The organism is Pseudomonas sp. LBUM1673, assembly GCF_059695645.1.
This window is the reverse complement of sequence record NZ_CP166780.1, coordinates 6,353,552-6,369,971: the sequence shown is the minus strand read 5'-3', so window position 1 is coordinate 6,369,971 and position 16,420 is coordinate 6,353,552. Positions and strand designations below refer to the sequence as shown.

Sequence of the window (16,420 nt, the reverse complement as noted above, 5' to 3'; positions counted from 1 at the left end):
TCTCCAGCGTTTGCGAGTGTCTAAAACCATCTGTTTAGTGTGGTCGCCCACCCAAAAGCCGGGTTAGACTCCTTGGCCCTGCCCAACCCGCTCAGTGATGCTTTCCGATGCTCGAACAGTACGTCAAAAAGATCCTCACCTCGCGCGTTTATGACGTTGCCGTAGAAACCCCATTGCAGACTGCCCGCCAGCTCTCCGAGCGGCTGGGCAACGATATCTGGCTCAAGCGTGAAGACTTGCAGCCGGTGTTCTCGTTCAAGATTCGCGGCGCGTACAACAAGCTGACTCAGCTCAGCGATGAAGAGCGCGCTCGCGGTGTGGTCACCGCGTCGGCGGGCAACCATGCGCAAGGCCTGGCCCTGGCGGCCAAGGTATTGGGCGTGAAAGCGATTATCGTGATGCCTAAGACCACCCCGGAGATCAAGGTCGAAGGCGTACGTTCGCGCGGCGGCAAAGTGGTGCTGCACGGGGATTCGTTCCCGGAAGCCCTGGCCTACTCGCTGAAACTGGTCGATGAGAAAGGCTACGTCTACATTCACCCTTACGATGATCCCCACACCATTGCCGGGCAGGGCACGGTGGCCATGGAGATTCTGCGCCAGCATCCGGGGCGTCTGGATGCGATTTTCGTTCCGGTGGGTGGCGGCGGGCTGATCGCCGGGATCGCGGCATACGTGAAATACCTGCGCCCGGACATCAAAATCATCGGCGTCGAACCGGATGACTCCAACTGCCTGCAAGCCGCCATGGCGGCCGGCGAGCGCGTGGTGCTGCCAACCGTGGGTCTCTTTGCCGACGGCGTTGCGGTGGCGCAGATCGGCCAGCACACCTTCGCTATCTGTAAAGACTACGTTGATGAAGTGATCACCGTCAGCACCGACGAGATTTGCGCCGCAATCAAGGATATCTACGACGATACCCGCTCGATCACTGAACCTGCCGGTGCCTTGGGCGTGGCCGGAATCAAAAAGTACGTCGAGCAACGTGGCGTCACCGGTCACACCTTCGTGGCCATCGACTCTGGTGCCAACGTCAACTTCGACCGCCTGCGTCACGTCGCCGAGCGCGCCGAACTGGGTGAGGGCCGCGAAGCCATCATCGCCGTGACCATTCCCGAGAAGCCGGGCAGCTTCAAGGCGTTCTGCGAAGCCATTGGCAAGCGCCAGATCACCGAATTCAATTACCGCTACAACACCGGCAGCGAAGCGCACATCTTTGTCGGCGTGCAGACGCACCCGGAAAACGACCCGCGCAGTGCGCTGCTCGCCAGTCTCACCGAACAGGGTTTCCCGGTGCTCGACCTCACCGACAACGAACTGGCCAAGTTGCACATTCGCCATATGGTTGGCGGGCGTGCCGCCCAGGTTGTCGATGAAGTGGTGCTGCGCTTCGAGTTCCCGGAGCGTCCGGGTGCGTTGTTCAACTTCCTCAACAAGCTCGGCGGGCGCTGGAACATTTCGATGTTCCACTACCGCAACCACGGCGCGGCCGATGGTCGTGTGGTCGCGGGCCTGCAAGTGCCGCACGACGAGCGTCATCTGGTACCGGCCGCGCTGGAAGAAATCGGCTACCCGTACTGGGACGAAAGCGACAATCCAGCCTATAAGCTGTTTCTCGGCTGAGCGGCTACGCTGACGAGCAGGCCATAAGGAAATCAAACAATGGAAACGTTAACCGCCCTGAAAGTGGCGCACATGGTGGCGACGGTGCTGCTGTTGATCAGCGCATTGGGGCTGGCGATCTGGGTCTGGCGTACACGCCGTAACGGTGATGCGACGGCCCATGCTCGCACCTTGCAGCGACCGCAGATATTTGTCTGGGTAGTGATGGGGCTGGCACTGCTGAGCATGCCGTTCACCGGCTGGTGGATGGTGCATCTGGTGGGCTGGCCGTTGGGGCAGACTTGGCTGTTGGCTTCCAGTGCGCTTTACACCGTGGCGGCGTTGGGCTGGTTCTGGTTGCTGGTGCGGCTCAATCGGCTGCGCACGGCGCCCGCTGGGGGAAGTGGGAAGTTTACAGTTGCGTTGGCGTTGTTCAGCTTTGTCTGTTTTGTCGCCATTGCGGGGTTGATGGGTGCCAAGCCGGTGTAAGGCTTCAGACCGAGTCGAGCTCTTCGCGGGCAAGCCTCGCTCCTACAGATTATGCGTCGTGTCCATTTCCGGCGACCAACACAAATCCTGTAGGAGCGAGGCTTGCCCGCGAAGGCGATTTCAATCGCGCAACGAAATCACCGGCCAACCCCGCTTCTCAGCCTCGGCCCGCAGGTTAGGATCCGGATCGACAGCGATCGGATTCGCCACCTGCTCCAGCAACGGCAAATCATTCATCGAATCGCTGTAGAAGTAGCTGTCTTCCAGATTGTGCCCGGTTTCTTCCAGCCAGCGATTCAACCGTGCCACCTTGCCCTCACGGAAGCACGGGATGTCGGTGCTGCGCCCACTGTATCGGCCGTCGATCATTTCGCATTCGGTGGCGATCAGGGTTTCAACGCCTAGACGTGCTGCAATTGGCCCGGTTACAAAGCGGTTGGTGGCGGTGATGATCACCAGCTTGTCGCCAGCCTCACGGTGTTGAGCCAACAGTTCGATACCCTTGGGCAGTACGATCGGTTCGATGCAGTCGCGCATGTAGTCCAGGTGCCATTGATCCAGGGTGGCCATTTCGGTGCGGCCGAGGACTTCCAGGCAGAAGTTCAGGTACGCGTCGTTATCCAGCTTGCCGGCCAGGTAATCCTGATAGAACTCGTCGTTGCGTGCTTTGTAGGCGACGGCGTCAAGGAAGCCGCGTTCGCACAGGTAATCGCCCCAAGCGTGATCACTGTCACCGCCCAGTAGCGTGTTGTCCAAGTCGAATAAAGCCAGCCGCATTGCAGTTACTCGCTGAAAAGTCTGTAGAAAGGCGTCCAGAATACGGACTTTTCACAAGAGTGCACATAAGGTAGGTCGGCTCGTTGCTGCTTTCACAACCTTTGTGGAACAATGCGGCGACATGCGTTTGCGAGGTTGTTGCCGTGATCGACCCCGATGGTTTCCGCCCCAATGTCGGGATCATTCTGACGAATGATGCTGGCCAGGTGCTATGGGCTCGCCGTATCAATCAAGATGCCTGGCAGTTTCCACAGGGAGGAATCAACCCCCAGGAGACACCGGAAGACGCCTTGTACCGCGAGTTGAACGAAGAAGTGGGCCTGGAGCGCGAAGATGTTGAAATTCTCGCCTGCACCCGGGGCTGGTTGCGCTATCGTTTGCCGCAACGTTTGGTCAGGACGCACAGCCAACCGCTGTGCATCGGCCAGAAACAGAAATGGTTTCTCCTGCGCCTGATCTCCAACGAGCAGCGGGTGCGGATGGATTTGACCGGTAAACCGGAATTCGATGGCTGGCGCTGGGTCAGTTATTGGTATCCGTTGGGCCAGGTGGTGACATTCAAGCGCGAGGTGTATCGACGCGCTCTCAAAGAGCTTGCCCCGCGCCTTTTAGCGCGCGACTGACGACGGAGTTCGACCCCGAGCCATGCTCAATACGCTGCGCAAGATCGTCCAGGAAGTTAACTCCGCTAAGGATCTCAAGGCGGCGTTGGGGATTATTGTGTTGCGCGTCAAAGAGGCCATGGGCAGCCAGGTCTGCTCGGTCTACCTGCTTGATCCAGAGACCAACCGCTTCGTGCTGATGGCCACCGAGGGCTTGAACAAGCGCTCGATCGGTAAAGTCAGCATGGCACCCAACGAAGGTCTGGTCGGCCTGGTCGGCACGCGTGAAGAACCCCTGAACCTCGAAAACGCCGCGGATCACCCGCGCTACCGTTACTTCGCCGAGACCGGTGAAGAACGCTACGCCTCGTTCCTCGGCGCGCCGATCATTCACCACCGTCGCGTCGTCGGCGTGTTGGTCATTCAGCAAAAAGAACGCCGCCAGTTCGATGAAGGTGAAGAAGCCTTCCTCGTGACCATGAGCGCGCAGCTTGCTGGTGTTATCGCCCATGCCGAGGCCACGGGCTCCATCCGTGGCCTGGGCCGTCAGGGCAAAGGTATCCAGGAAGCAAAGTTCGTCGGCGTACCGGGTTCGCCGGGCGCGGCGGTCGGTACAGCGGTTGTCATGCTGCCACCGGCCGATCTGGATGTGGTGCCGGACAAGACCATCACCGATATCGGCGCAGAACTTGGGTTGTTCAAGACTGCCATCGAGGGCGTGCGCGCCGACATGCGTGCCTTGTCGGCCAAGCTGGCAACGCAGTTACGGCCTGAAGAACGGGCGCTGTTCGACGTTTATCTGATGATGCTCGACGATGCCTCGCTCGGCAGCGAAATCACCACGGTGATCAAGACCGGTCAGTGGGCTCAGGGCGCGTTGCGTCAAGTGGTCACCGAACACGTCAACCGATTCGAATTGATGGACGACGCCTATCTGCGTGAGCGCGCCTCGGACGTCAAAGACCTCGGTCGGCGCTTGCTGGCTTATCTGCAGGAAGAGCGGCAGCAGACGCTGGTCTACCCCGACAACACCATTCTGGTCAGCGAAGAACTGACGCCGGCGATGCTCGGCGAGGTGCCGGAAGGCAAGCTGGTGGGGCTGGTGTCGGTACTCGGTTCCGGTAACTCCCACGTGGCGATCCTGGCGCGTGCCATGGGTATTCCGACGGTGATGGGCCTGGTTGACCTGCCGTACTCCAAGGTCGACGGCATCCAGATGATCGTCGACGGCTACCACGGCGAGGTCTATACCAATCCGAGCGACGTGCTGCGCAAGCAGTTCGCCGATGTGGTCGAGGAAGAGAAACAACTGGCCCTGGGGCTGGACGCATTGCGGGACCTGCCGTGCGTAACGGTTGATGGTCACCGCATGCCGCTGTGGGTCAACACCGGCTTGCTGGCGGACGTGGCGCGGGCGCAGAAGCGCGGTGCCGAAGGCGTGGGTCTGTACCGCACCGAAGTGCCGTTCATGATCAACCAGCGTTTCCCGAGCGAAAAGGAGCAACTGGCGATCTATCGCGAGCAACTCGCCGCGTTCCACCCGCAGCCAGTGACCATGCGCAGTCTGGACATCGGCGGCGACAAGTCGCTGTCGTACTTCCCGATCAAGGAAGACAACCCGTTCCTCGGCTGGCGCGGTATTCGCGTCACGCTCGATCATCCGGAAATTTTCCTGGTGCAGACCCGCGCCATGCTCAAGGCCAGCGAAGGCTTGAACAACCTGCGGATTCTGCTGCCGATGATCTCCGGCACCCACGAGCTGGAAGAAGCCCTGCACCTGATTCACCGGGCCTGGGGCGAAGTCCGCGACGAAGGCTGCGACGTGCCTATGCCGCCGATTGGCGTGATGATCGAGATTCCGGCGGCGGTGTATCAGACCAAGGAACTGGCTCGGCAAGTGGACTTCCTGTCGGTCGGTTCCAACGACCTGACCCAGTACCTGCTGGCCGTGGACCGTAACAACCCGCGGGTGGCCGACCTCTACGACTACCTGCACCCGGCAGTGTTGCAGGCCTTGCAGAGCGTGGTGCGCGATGCCCATGCCGAAGGCAAGCCTGTGAGTATCTGCGGTGAAATGGCCGGTGACCCGGCGGCGGCGGTGTTGTTGATGGCGATGGGTTTCGACAGCTTGTCGATGAACGCCACCAACTTGCCGAAAGTGAAGTGGATGCTGCGTCAGATCAATCTGAGCAAGGCCAAGGAGTTGCTGGCGGAGCTGATGACCATCGACAACCCGCAAGTTATCCACAGCTCGTTGCAGTTGGCGCTGAAAAACCTTGGGTTGGCGCGGATGATTAATCCGGCTTCGGTCAAAACCCTCTAAAACGCTGAGGGCCTGTGGCGAGGGAGCTTGCTCCCGTTCGGCTGCGAAGCAGTCGTAATCCGGCCGATGCGATCTTTCTGGAAGAACGTATTGGCCGGGTCGGGAGTGCTTCGCACTCCAACGGGAGCAAGCTCCCTCGCCACAGTTTATCGTCCGACCTTCAGATCCTGATCTCCACTTCCCCCAAATGCCCCCCATACGGCCCGAAACTCCGTTCTACCATCACCCGCCCTCCATCCGCCTGAACGATCAACGCCGTGCTTGCCCGTGTCCCGTAAGTGGGGCTCTTGATAAACACACTCGACAACAACGTCTCGGTAGCCTGCCCCACGCCGGTGTCCGGCAGCTCGGCAAGCGGCGCCGTCTGCGGATCGCTGAGCAAGGCCAATAGCGCCTGCGGCTGCGGATCGTCCAACACCTCGCTCAATGCTGCCTTGGCTTTGAGCACTTTTGGCCACGGCGTATCCAGCCCCGCGTTCGATAACCCGTAAATGCCAGGTTTGAGCATGGCGGCCTCCGTCTCCCGGGCATTGAAGTGCCATAGCTCGTTGCTATTGCCGATCAACAGATTAAACCCGGCGTATTCAGGCGAACGTCCGACAACGTCCTCTAAATAGTCTTCAATTGGCATATCTGTGCTGAGAAACCGTGCCACCAGTTCTCCCCGCGACTTGGGTGCCGGCGGCTGAAGGGGATCACGGATGTTGGTCAGCGCGGCAAAGCGCCCGTTGGCGCCGACACCGAGCCACGTACCGCCAGCCTCAAGGTCGCGACCGGCATACACGTGCGGGGCTTGCGGCCATTGCGCCAGGGGCAGGCTGGGTCGGGCATAGAATTCGTCGCGGTTGGCCGCTACGATCAGCGGCTGGGCATGACCCGGCCGCCAGGCAAAAACAATCAGGCACATAAGGTGGTCCTTGTGTGTTTTTTGCTCACTCTACGCAGACATCGCTCATCGATCCATCGCCATCCACAGTGGAGCCCGAGGCCATGCATCCGTTACCATGCCGCTCCTGATTCGGGATGCTTGGGGATGCGGCCATGGAATTTCTGCTCTATCTGGCGCTGGGCGCCTGTGCGGGCGTGCTGGCCGGGCTGTTTGGAGTAGGCGGCGGGATCATCATTGTTCCGGTGCTGGTGTTCAGTTTCACCTTGCAGGGATTTGATGCCTCGATCCTGACGCATCTGGCAGTCGGTACCTCGCTGGCGACGATCATCTTTACGTCGGTCAATGCGATTCGCGAGCACCATCGCCGCGGCGCTGTGCGTTGGCCGATTTTTGCCTGGATGACCCTCGGCATTCTGATCGGTGCCGGTTTCGGCGCGCTGACTGCCGAAGCGATTTCCGGGCCGAATTTGCAGAAGATCATTGGTGTATTTGCGCTGATCATCGCCGTTCAACTCGCTTTGGACTTCAAACCCAAGGCCAGCCGAACGGTGCCGGGCAAAGTCGGTCTGACCGTGGCTGGCAGTGTCATTGGCTGGGCCTCGGCGATTTTCGGGATTGGCGGCGGCTCGTTGACCGTGCCGTTCCTGACCTGGCGCAGCGTGCCGATGCAGCAAGCGGTGGCCACTTCGTCGGCCTGTGGCCTGCCGATCGCCTTGGCCAGTGCATTAAGTTTCATGATTCTGGGCTGGCACGATCCATTGCTGCCGGCCCATAGTCTCGGTTTTGTTTATTTGCCGGCGCTGTTGGGGATCGCCCTGACCAGCATGGTCTTCGCCCGCCTCGGTGCGCGACTGGCCCACACGCTTTCACCGCGCTTGCTGAAAAGACTGTTTGCCGCTTTGCTGTTTTGCGTCGGCTTGAGCTTCTTGCTCTGACGCATAACGCAATCCTGGCTTAATCCTGGCGTGACAGCGTCGCCCGGGAATTTGAAGGTTTCAACTCTAACGAGGAGTCGCAATGCTGCCTTACCCGCAGATCGACCCGGTGGCCCTGGCCATCGGTCCGCTGAAAATCCACTGGTACGGCCTGATGTACCTGATCGGCATCGGCGGTGCATGGTGGCTGGCGTCCCGTCGGCTGAACCGCTTCGACCCGACCTGGACCAAGGAGAAGCTCTCCGACATGGTGTTCTGGATGTCGATGGGTGTCATCGTCGGTGGCCGTTTGGGTTATGTGCTGTTTTACGATCTGAACGCCTATCTGGCCAACCCGACCCTGATTTTCGAAGTGTGGAAGGGCGGCATGTCGTTCCACGGCGGGTTTATCGGTGTGATGCTGGCGGCGCTGTGGTTCGGTAAAAAGAACGGCAAGTCGTTCTTCCAGCTGATGGACTTCGTCGCGCCGATGGTGCCGATTGGCCTGGGTGCCGGGCGCATTGGTAACTTCATCAACGCCGAGTTGTGGGGCAAGGCGACCGACGTGCCGTGGGCGATGGTCTTCCCGACCGATCCGGCGCAACTGGCGCGTCATCCGTCGCAGCTGTACCAGTTCGCGCTGGAAGGCGTGGCGCTGTTCGCGATCCTCTGGCTGTTCTCGCGCAAGCCGCGGCCGACCATGGCGGTGTCCGGGATGTTCGCGCTGTTCTATGGCATCTTCCGCTTCATCGTCGAATTCGTCCGCGTACCGGACGCGCAACTGGGCTATCTGGCCTGGAACTGGCTGACCATGGGCCAGGTGCTGTGCGTACCGATGATCGTCGGCGGGCTGTTCCTGATCTGGCTGGCCTATCGACGCGCCCCGGCGGCTCCCGCGGCTGTTGTATAAGAAGCAGGCGCTAAAAATTCGAACCCCGGGGCGACGGTCCCGGGTTCAAGGACACAGGTAATTCATGAAGCAATATCTCGAACTGGTCGCCCACGTCATCAAGAATGGCACCAAACAAGCCAACCGCACCGGGGTGAACACCATCAGCTTTCCGGGCGCGATGCTGTGCTTCGATTTGCAGGAAGGTTTCCCGGCGATTACCACGCGCAAGATGGCCTTCAAATCCGCCATCGGCGAGATGTGTGGTTTTCTGCGCGGGGTGAACAACGCCGCTGAATTCCGTGCGCTGGGCTGCAAGGTCTGGGACCAGAACGCCAACGAAAACGCCCAATGGCTGGCCAACCCGTTCCGTCAGGGCGAAGACAACCTCGGCGAGATCTACGGCGTGCAATGGCGCAAATGGCCGGCGTACAAACAGATCCCGGTCAGCAACCAGGCCGCCATCGAGCAGACCCTGAGCCAGGGCTATCGTCAGATCGCCGAAGGCTTCGAGGCCGGCCAGGCCTATGTGGTGCTGTACAAGGCGATCGACCAGATCCGCCAGTGTGTCGACACCATCATCAAGGACCCGGGCAGTCGTCGCATTCTGTTCCACGGCTGGAACGTCGCCCAGCTCGACGAAATGGCCCTGCCGCCGTGCCACTTGCTGTATCAGTTCCACCCGAATGTCGAGACCCAAGAGATCTCCCTGACCCTCTACATCCGCTCCAACGATCTGGGGTTTTTATACCCCCTCAAAGAATCCGCACATTACGCAATGGCTGCGTAGTAAGGCTCCACCTTCCAAGCTCATTTATTGTGCCCCTGTACGAATTGCACATTGTGTATAGTACGGGCCGCTTTGAGGAGAATGGAAGCAGTGAAGGTCATCGCAGTTAGGGGCAAACCCCTAGATTTCAGAGAGTCCCCAACCAGGCGGGACGACCCATCCGAAGAAACCCAAATCCAGGAAGCCGTGAAGGTCACAGGGGCAGCCGTCTTTGATGACGATGAGCGCCTAATGCCTTTGATGTCGGGTTACCTTTCCCACGCGCTCCAGAACGCCCAGATTTCCCAGCTGACGGCTATCACCTACGGTCGCAACCTTGGGTACACCTGCGAGTACCTGATGAACCGCCGTGAGTTTCTGGATTGCGAGCGTGACTCTGCGTTCTTGGAAATCCGAACCCATGTCATCGAGGAGTACTTCGCTCACCTCCGCGAGACAGGGGGGCTTTGCAAGAAGACGGTGCGCAATCGGGATTCGTCCTTGATGGCGTTTTTCAATGATTCTCTGTGCAAAGGAGTGGATGACGTACCTGCACCTCGTACCGCGCCTAACCCCTACACTGTCGGCTACCTGTCCCCCCGTCCCAACAAGAGCCTTGTGGTGGCCTGTTCCCTGAATGATCTGAGAGAGCTCATCCTGGCTACGCAGAGTGAGCGTGAACGTTGCTTGCTCCAGTTCATGTACGACGCAGGCCTGCGACGCTCAGAAGTCCCGCGAGTGACCCTCAAGGCCATTGATGACGCCCTTCGATTCCAGGACACGTTGTTCATCTCGCCAGGTGTGTTTGAGCCAATCAATGCCGACTACTGCCCCATGCATATCGACGGTAGCAAAGGCCCTGCGGACTCCGTTAAACCCCGTCAGACATTGGTCAGTCGCGCCACTTTGCTGCGTGTGAAGAAGTACCACGCATCCCCGCTGTACAAGATGTACAAGCGTCAATTCTCCGGAGCTGAGAACACCCCTGCCTTCCTGAATGCGGAAGGGGGTGAATACACCCGACGCTCGATTTCCAAGCTCTTGGAGCGCACGTCTACGCGTGCTCTGAACCTTCTGAAAATCGAAAGAAAGATCTCCTCGCATAAGTTGAGGCACGGGAACGCCTATGCCCTGCTGAGGACGCCAGACATCGGTAGTGATTACCTTGATCGACTGGTGGCCGTGCAAAAGACCTTGGGTCACTCGCACCTCAATACGTCGGAAACTTATACCCAGATCCCCTACGACCTCTACCAGAAGCTCGTACGTCCCGGAACTGAAACCAATACGAAAGCAGGTGAGATGGCTGAGCTTTCCCAGCGGACGCGCCTGAAAATTGATGCGGGAGATATGAAATGAGTCGGCTTAATAGTGCTGAGGTAGACGCCGCTATCGAGTCGTTTGTGGCACGCGTTACTGATGATCGTGAGTCGTTGCTGAAGGTCTGTCTCAGCGGGGGTGAGGACTTGGCGGTGGCTTCTAGATACGTCGTAGAACAGACCAATCTAAGCCCAAAGGCTATCTCAAAGCGCACCTCATACTTCGAGCCTATCTTCGATGCTATGCGTGCCGAAGGAATCATTATCCCAGGTCATTCGTCGAGCGCCTGCGATTGGCGCCGTAGGCTGCTTGCTTGGTATGAAGGGATGCCTATGGAGGAGAAGTTGGCCATTCCAGTGAATGCCAATACCGTCAGGGATCGTGGCTTCATGAGCGAAATCCCTGAGCTGGCAGGCTTCAAGATGGCGAGGGGGAAATTCGAATTGGTGCGGATCACGTTCGAGGAAATTCTCGATGATCTTCGCAAGCTCGGTGTTCTTAATCCGAACTACCAAACCGTCGAGCAGCGTATCGCCTCGAAGAAGGTAGTCGAAAAGACTGAGTCAGTGCGAGATGCCTTCAGAGCTTTGCGCTCAGTCCACATCCATCGTCTGTCCGACCTCGCAAGCCCGGAGCCGGAGCGTCCCTTCCTGCACCTGCTGCACCTGTTCAGCGCTTCATCAATGAAGAGCAGTAGTGCGTCAGGTCAGTCGAATTTCATCGAAGCTTTCAAAAATTACCGAGCCTATCTCAAGGAATCGAGTTACACGGGCTTGGAAGACATCCGGGAGCTCGTAACTGCCTACTCTCTGCCAAAGTTCAGAAGCTATCTTCAAAACAAGATTCTTGAGCGCTTGCTATCTACCAGTCACTGCAGTTCGATGATGAGCTCGGCTCGGAAGATGATGGCTCGTGCAGTCCAGATCGAGGGCCTCGGGCTGACTAGTTATGTCGGAGCTGCGGGGTTCGATGCTGAACGTGAAACTGACCAATACAAGCCCTATCCCCAAGCTGTGCGAAACCGCATTTCGCAGGTCATTGAGCAAGAGATTGAGGAAACCAATCGCCTGGCTCATCCTTACGTCCTAAGCCATGTAGGGGAAGACCCGCTAAACCCTGACGGAAGAGTGCGTCGAGGCTTTAACAACCTTGATAATGCTCGGTGGGTTTTTGAAAACAAACTTGACTGCAAGCCTTTGAGTTTCGAATCTGTAGATCGAAATGACCCTTACCAACGGGCGTTTATGTCGATTATTTCGACTTCGTCAATTTCGATCTTCGAGATTTATAAAAGTTGGGGTGTGCAGTATCAGGTTGATGGTCGAGTAATTGCGCCGTACATCGCTCGGCTTGCCCAGGTTACTGGCATGAACGCGGATTCTTTGTTTGGGCTTGAACTGGATGATTTCATCGAGCGTCATGATTTAACCGATCGCCCCTGCTTGCAGTATTGGAAAGAGCGTTCTGAGGGCGCGAAGATGCTTCATCTTGATATTTTCCATGCGGAGATCTCTTGGCTGACCACTTCTCAAGGTCGTGCGGTCAAGCAGATTTTTGATGATGTGAAACTCTTGACCCGTGATATTCGCCTAAATGCTCCCGTCGACGCTCAGAATAAGCTCTTCATCTACCGGTCGAGTTCTCGCAGGAAATACGGTGTCGTGGATTCCTTTGAGAACTCTGGCGGCAACCAGCTCAATAAGACCCTGGATAAGTTCTCTCAGGATCACGGGCTGCTTGACGAAGATGGCAATCCTCTCAAGCTCTCACCGTCACGTTTCCGGCCAAGCTTCGTGAGTGAGCTGATCGAGCGCGGTGTCTCACCACGCGAGATCCAGGTGCTTCTGGGCCATAAGAGCCTCAGCACCACCATGGCCTATCTGGATCAGATGGACTTCAACCCCATGGCGCGCCGGATGCTGAACAAGGTTCTCCATGAAATGCAGCAAGACACTTTGGATGAAATGCCAAAGCTCATCCCAACCAAAACGATTGAGTCCACGCCAGAGGCGATGCCGCTGCGGTCTGGCTTGGCGACCTGCATGAACGTGTTTGACCCACCAGCTTTCATCAAAGCTTTGGCAAGCTACGACCCTAGCAAGCCCTGCACGTTGTTCAACAAATGCCTTTCATGCAGCAACAGCATTATCACCGTGTCGCACCTGCCAGAGCTCTTTGCCATGCGGCGCGATTACCAGCGGATGATTGAGGTCAACCGGGTGCTCGATACGCCCTACGGAGCCGTTATCCTGGACAACCTTGATGTGCTCAACAACATCCTTCACGCGGAGACATCTGACTTTTCCGTGGAAGAGCTGATCAAGGCTGAGCGTCTCTCTGAAAACCTGCAGGTCAGTATTATGACCGAGGTAGTAACGCTATGAGCCACGCTCTGATCCCTGTACTTGCAGCTTACAAAAAGTGGCGGACAGCCGCTCATACCCTCATGGTGGAGTTGCAAAAAAACGTCGCCGATCCGGCACCTGTGTCGTTGGAAGCGCTCTCTTGGTACCAGGCGCTGATGGCGCTGCCTGTCAGTAAGACATCTGTCCTGGGTGACCCAGTCTGGGACTTCAATGACGATCATCCGAATGCAGCTAGGAACGTCAAAGGAGCCAAGCTGCGGCTCAATTTTGAATCGTATCCATTACTCAATCAGTCGGCGGTCTTAGAGGTCAAGGTGGCTCTGTATTGCTGGCTTAAGATGCCGTCGGCACTGCGCACGTTTGCCTCGCCAAGAAACATCAAAGCCAATACTGCCATTTCATGCATGAAGGCGGGCTTGAGCTTCCTGGATACGATGTCTGGGCAGGCGCGGCAGCTCATGACGGATGAATTCTTTGAGGTTGGGTATCATAGTCTGACGTACTTCGACGCGGGTATGTATCGCGAGGCAGCACTCATTCATCCCTATGCTTTTGGCCCTGATCTCAAGAAGTTCTTCACCCTGCTTAGATCGCCATTTTTTCAAGAGCAGATTTTCGACGAGCCATTGCCTTACGTTGAGCTGGAGTCACTGGCTTGGGCTAAGGTGCTCAAGCACGTCCAGGATTCCGAGCGAACGTACCGGATTCTCCCGAACGACGTCTTCGAAAAGGCTTCTCGCGAGGCTTCGTTCGCAGTTGTCGATTTCCTAAGCACCCTCAGGGAGCCCGTAGATGACCTGGTAGCCCTGACCCGCCAAAACAACAGTGGCTACTCGCTGGCCAACGCTCAAGAGCTGTCGCGTTACAATTTCGAGTTGTACGTCGCGCTGAGGCTGCGGAGAAAAGGCTATGATTCCGATGCGATGGCGGATGCTCTGTCCGCAGCGTTTGGTCACGTTCCACCAGCCTTCCAGTCCGGCTCTGGTCAACATGATTTCAAGGCGACCGAAACGTTGCTCAAACTCTCGGATTCTAAGCTGGACGATGATTTCCGTCGGTACATCAACTTTGTATCATACAGCGCGTGCTATCTCGTGGCGCAGTACACCGGCATGCGTCCCTCCGAGCTCTCTGAGATCCTGGTTGAGTCGTGCATGGAGCGAGAGAGCGACTACTGGTTGCTCATCAGCAATGTGATCAAACACCGGCAGGGCTTGGCCAAGCTGTTCGATGACAAATGGATCGCCATTCCCGTCGTCCGTGATGCTATTCGAGCGGCCCGTCTCATCGCCAAGGTTAAGCAAAACCCTTACCTGTTTTCCAACGTGGATACGGTTGCACAAGGGGCGGAACCAGCTTCTATGAAGTCATTAGGAATCGCCTATCAATTCAGTGCATTCTTCGAAGAGATCCTCACCGACGAACAGTTTGAAGTCCTCCAGTTCTCGCCCTACACGTTGCGGCACACCCTGGCGTACCAGATGGCCAGGGCTGAGCTTGGGCTCCCATTCATCTCTCACCAACTGAAGCACTTTGGCGACCTCATCGGTGGGGCGGGTCAGAACAAGGCGTTCAGTGCGGTGACGCTTGGGTACGGTGCGATCGCTGAGATCTTGTCCAAGGGTGGGCGCTCCTCTGGCAAAACGCCGACGCAAATGGCAGAGGAGGAGTACATCCAGAGCTACTGCGATCCTGACGGTAACTACGCCGGCCCCAACGCGGAGAGCCACAAGGCGCGGATGAAGAAGGTGTTCAGCGGGTACATGGCTGCTGGCTATACCAAGGAGCAGATCATCGCTCAGATGGCCAAGAAGCGCATGGCGATCATCAACGTGGGACAAGGCTTCTGCTACGGCAGTCAGCGCGAGGCATTTGATGAGTCCCTACCTTGCATCGGATCCCTGCGTTGCAATCCGAATCGCTGCAAAAACGCCGTGGTCACCAAGGTTCATGCCCCTAAATGGCGGGAGATCTATGTGCAGAACAACTTGGCATTGGGCTCTCCTAACTCTGCAGGTGTTGAGGAGGAGTTGAGAGCGGCGATGGAGGAAGCCAAAGGCGTGCTGGAGCATCTGGGCGAGGAGGTCGAGGTATGACGGGCCAGGCGTTTGATGTCAAAAATAAGCTCGACTACGAAAAAAACACTGAGCTGCTGGCTCAAGGGATCCTACAAATCTCCTCCGACCCAAATTTGAAGCCAACGATGGCTGAGCTCAGCCGCATTACTGGCATTCATCGCAACACCATCCGCCAGCGAGATTTTCCGGCGGAGCGCCTTGAGGCGATCAAGGAGAGCCGCCGCGTTGCAGTGCTTGCTCAGAGGGTGAAGGCAGAGAAGAAACAGGATCCCAAGACGATTCTGCTGCAACGCCTTGAAAAGAGTCGATTGGAAGTGCTTTATTGGTTCAATAGGTATCAGGAATCTGAGAACTCTTGCGCCACGCTCGACAAGCGGTTAGTCACCGTCCGCGAGTCTAGGGATTACTACGTCCAGGTCGCAGATGAGCTGCGTCAGAAGATCAAACAGCAAGATACTGAAATTTTGAAATTGCGTGACGCGCTGGATTTGGTCAGCGCGAACCTTGAGGAACCGAAATGAAGATGTACCACGATTTGCTGGCCGACGTGCTGGAGAATGGCGTCGAGAAAGGCGATCGCACCGGCACAGGCACGCTGAGTGTCTTTGGTCGCCAATTCCGCCACAACCTTGAAGATGGCTTCCCGCTCCTCACCACCAAGAAGCTGCATTTCAAGAGCATCATCAACGAGATGATTTGGTTCCTGAACGGTGACACGAACACCAAATGGCTAAAGGAGCATGGTGTAAGTATCTGGAATGAGTGGGCGACTGAAGACGGTGACCTCGGCCCGATCTACGGCAAGCAGTGGACGGCCTGGCCTACCCAGGATGGCAAGACCATCAATCAGATCGACTACGTCGTTAATACGCTCAAAACGAACCCGAACAGTCGTCGCATCCTCTTCCACGGATGGAACGTCGAGTACCTTCCCGATGAGTCGGTGAGCCCACAAGAGAATGCAAGTAACGGGAAAATGGCTTTGCCGCCTTGCCACCTGTTGTACCAGTTTTATGTGGCAAATAATAAGTTGTCTGCGCATCTATATATTCGGTCTTCCGACCTACTGTTGGGCAATCCGTACAATCTAGCTGGTGTAAGTTTTTTAACACATATGCTTGCGCAGCAGTGTGATTTAGGGGTTGGGGAAGTTGTAGTTACTATGGGTGATGCGCATATTTACTTGAATCATATTGAGCAAGTAAAACTGCAGCTGACTCGTGAGCCTCGTCCTCTCCCGAAGTTGGTATTCAAGCGTAAGCCAGAGAGTATCTACGACTACAAATTCGAGGACTTTGAGATCGTAGGCTACGACCCACATCCTCATATTCCTGCTCCTGTATCGATCTGATCTGTAGGGGGATCGAGTCCGCCGTTACCAGCGCTTCAAGCGCTTGAGACCA

13 protein-coding genes and 1 pseudogene are annotated in these 16,420 nt (G+C 57.1%); 12 read left to right on the top strand and 2 right to left on the bottom strand.

Translation table 11 applies throughout. From position 1 onward, the window contains the following. Window positions 1–107 precede the first annotated feature (107 nt). Window positions 108–1,622, top strand: a complete 1,515-nt coding sequence (ilvA, locus tag ACA044_RS29175; protein ID WP_497444335.1) for a threonine ammonia-lyase, biosynthetic — start codon at window positions 108–110, stop codon at window positions 1,620–1,622. 39 nt (window positions 1,623–1,661) lie between these two features. Next, complete coding sequence (locus ACA044_RS29170; RefSeq protein ID WP_497444334.1) at window positions 1,662–2,090, top strand: DUF2269 domain-containing protein; 429 nt, start codon at window positions 1,662–1,664, stop codon at window positions 2,088–2,090. Window positions 2,091–2,210: 120 nt separating this feature from the next. Here the strand turns inward: ACA044_RS29170 and ACA044_RS29165 are convergent, their stop codons facing one another. Beyond that, on the bottom strand, window positions 2,211–2,867 hold the full coding sequence (locus ACA044_RS29165) for a histidinol-phosphatase (protein ID WP_497444333.1): 657 nt from the start codon (window positions 2,865–2,867) through the stop codon (window positions 2,211–2,213). Between the two features lie 143 nt (window positions 2,868–3,010). On the opposite strand from ACA044_RS29165, the gene ACA044_RS29160 reads away from it, so the two are divergent. Beyond that, the gene (locus ACA044_RS29160; RefSeq protein ID WP_007897732.1) at window positions 3,011–3,490 is read left to right on the top strand and encodes an RNA pyrophosphohydrolase; all 480 of its coding nucleotides are present in this window, start codon (window positions 3,011–3,013) and stop codon (window positions 3,488–3,490) included. A 22-nt stretch (window positions 3,491–3,512) separates the two neighbouring features. Beyond that, complete coding sequence (ptsP, locus tag ACA044_RS29155; RefSeq protein WP_497444332.1) at window positions 3,513–5,792, top strand: phosphoenolpyruvate--protein phosphotransferase; 2,280 nt, start codon at window positions 3,513–3,515, stop codon at window positions 5,790–5,792. 160 nt (window positions 5,793–5,952) lie between these two features. Here the strand turns inward: ptsP and ACA044_RS29150 are convergent, their stop codons facing one another. Continuing rightward, entirely contained in the window at window positions 5,953–6,699 is a 747-nt protein-coding gene (locus tag ACA044_RS29150) for an NRDE family protein (RefSeq protein WP_497444331.1), read from the bottom strand. A gap of 134 nt (window positions 6,700–6,833) precedes the next feature. Here ACA044_RS29150 and ACA044_RS29145 point away from each other — a divergent pair, with 134 nt between their 5' ends. From ACA044_RS29145 to ACA044_RS29110, 8 genes and pseudogenes are all read left to right on the top strand, one after another. After that, a complete protein-coding gene (locus tag ACA044_RS29145; RefSeq protein WP_497444330.1) occupies window positions 6,834–7,616 on the top strand; it encodes a sulfite exporter TauE/SafE family protein in 783 nt (260 codons plus the stop codon). 82 nt (window positions 7,617–7,698) lie between these two features. Next, complete coding sequence (gene lgt, locus ACA044_RS29140) at window positions 7,699–8,505, top strand: prolipoprotein diacylglyceryl transferase (RefSeq protein ID WP_497444329.1); 807 nt, start codon at window positions 7,699–7,701, stop codon at window positions 8,503–8,505. Window positions 8,506–8,569: 64 nt separating this feature from the next. Beyond that, window positions 8,570–9,238: pseudogene (gene thyA, locus ACA044_RS29135) on the top strand (thymidylate synthase); the annotation flags it as partial. Window positions 9,239–9,364: 126 nt separating this feature from the next. Beyond that, window positions 9,365–10,612 (top strand): tyrosine-type recombinase/integrase, encoded by a 1,248-nt coding sequence (locus tag ACA044_RS29130; RefSeq protein WP_497444328.1) that lies wholly within the window; start codon window positions 9,365–9,367, stop codon window positions 10,610–10,612. Beyond that, window positions 10,609–12,957 (top strand): site-specific integrase, encoded by a 2,349-nt coding sequence (locus ACA044_RS29125; protein WP_497444327.1) that lies wholly within the window; start codon window positions 10,609–10,611, stop codon window positions 12,955–12,957. The genes ACA044_RS29130 and ACA044_RS29125 overlap by 4 nt, the downstream gene beginning before the upstream one ends. Continuing rightward, a complete protein-coding gene (locus tag ACA044_RS29120) occupies window positions 12,954–15,035 on the top strand; it encodes a tyrosine-type recombinase/integrase (RefSeq protein WP_497444326.1) in 2,082 nt (693 codons plus the stop codon). The genes ACA044_RS29125 and ACA044_RS29120 overlap by 4 nt, the downstream gene beginning before the upstream one ends. Further along, on the top strand, window positions 15,032–15,538 hold the full coding sequence (locus ACA044_RS29115) for a hypothetical protein (RefSeq protein WP_007897744.1): 507 nt from the start codon (window positions 15,032–15,034) through the stop codon (window positions 15,536–15,538). Before ACA044_RS29120 ends, ACA044_RS29115 begins: the two co-directional genes overlap by 4 nt. Further along, on the top strand, window positions 15,535–16,368 hold the full coding sequence (locus ACA044_RS29110) for a thymidylate synthase (RefSeq protein WP_140894893.1): 834 nt from the start codon (window positions 15,535–15,537) through the stop codon (window positions 16,366–16,368). Before ACA044_RS29115 ends, ACA044_RS29110 begins: the two co-directional genes overlap by 4 nt. Window positions 16,369–16,420 lie beyond the last annotated feature (52 nt).

What these genes read in the sequence shown, in the direction of transcription:
- ilvA (WP_497444335.1), top strand. Translation starts at nt 108, where the DNA reads ATGCTCGAACAGTACGTCAAAAAGATCCTCACCTCGCGCGTTTATGAC.
- ACA044_RS29170 (WP_497444334.1), top strand. Translation starts at nt 1,662, where the DNA reads ATGGAAACGTTAACCGCCCTGAAAGTGGCGCACATGGTGGCGACGGTG.
- ACA044_RS29165 (WP_497444333.1), bottom strand. Translation starts at nt 2,867, where the DNA reads ATGCGGCTGGCTTTATTCGACTTGGACAACACGCTACTGGGCGGTGAC.
- ptsP (WP_497444332.1), top strand. Translation starts at nt 3,513, where the DNA reads ATGCTCAATACGCTGCGCAAGATCGTCCAGGAAGTTAACTCCGCTAAG.
- ACA044_RS29150 (WP_497444331.1), bottom strand. Translation starts at nt 6,699, where the DNA reads ATGTGCCTGATTGTTTTTGCCTGGCGGCCGGGTCATGCCCAGCCGCTG.
- ACA044_RS29145 (WP_497444330.1), top strand. Translation starts at nt 6,834, where the DNA reads ATGGAATTTCTGCTCTATCTGGCGCTGGGCGCCTGTGCGGGCGTGCTG.
- lgt (WP_497444329.1), top strand. Translation starts at nt 7,699, where the DNA reads ATGCTGCCTTACCCGCAGATCGACCCGGTGGCCCTGGCCATCGGTCCG.
- ACA044_RS29125 (WP_497444327.1), top strand. Translation starts at nt 10,609, where the DNA reads ATGAGTCGGCTTAATAGTGCTGAGGTAGACGCCGCTATCGAGTCGTTT.
- ACA044_RS29120 (WP_497444326.1), top strand. Translation starts at nt 12,954, where the DNA reads ATGAGCCACGCTCTGATCCCTGTACTTGCAGCTTACAAAAAGTGGCGG.
- ACA044_RS29115 (WP_007897744.1), top strand. Translation starts at nt 15,032, where the DNA reads ATGACGGGCCAGGCGTTTGATGTCAAAAATAAGCTCGACTACGAAAAA.
- ACA044_RS29110 (WP_140894893.1), top strand. Translation starts at nt 15,535, where the DNA reads ATGAAGATGTACCACGATTTGCTGGCCGACGTGCTGGAGAATGGCGTC.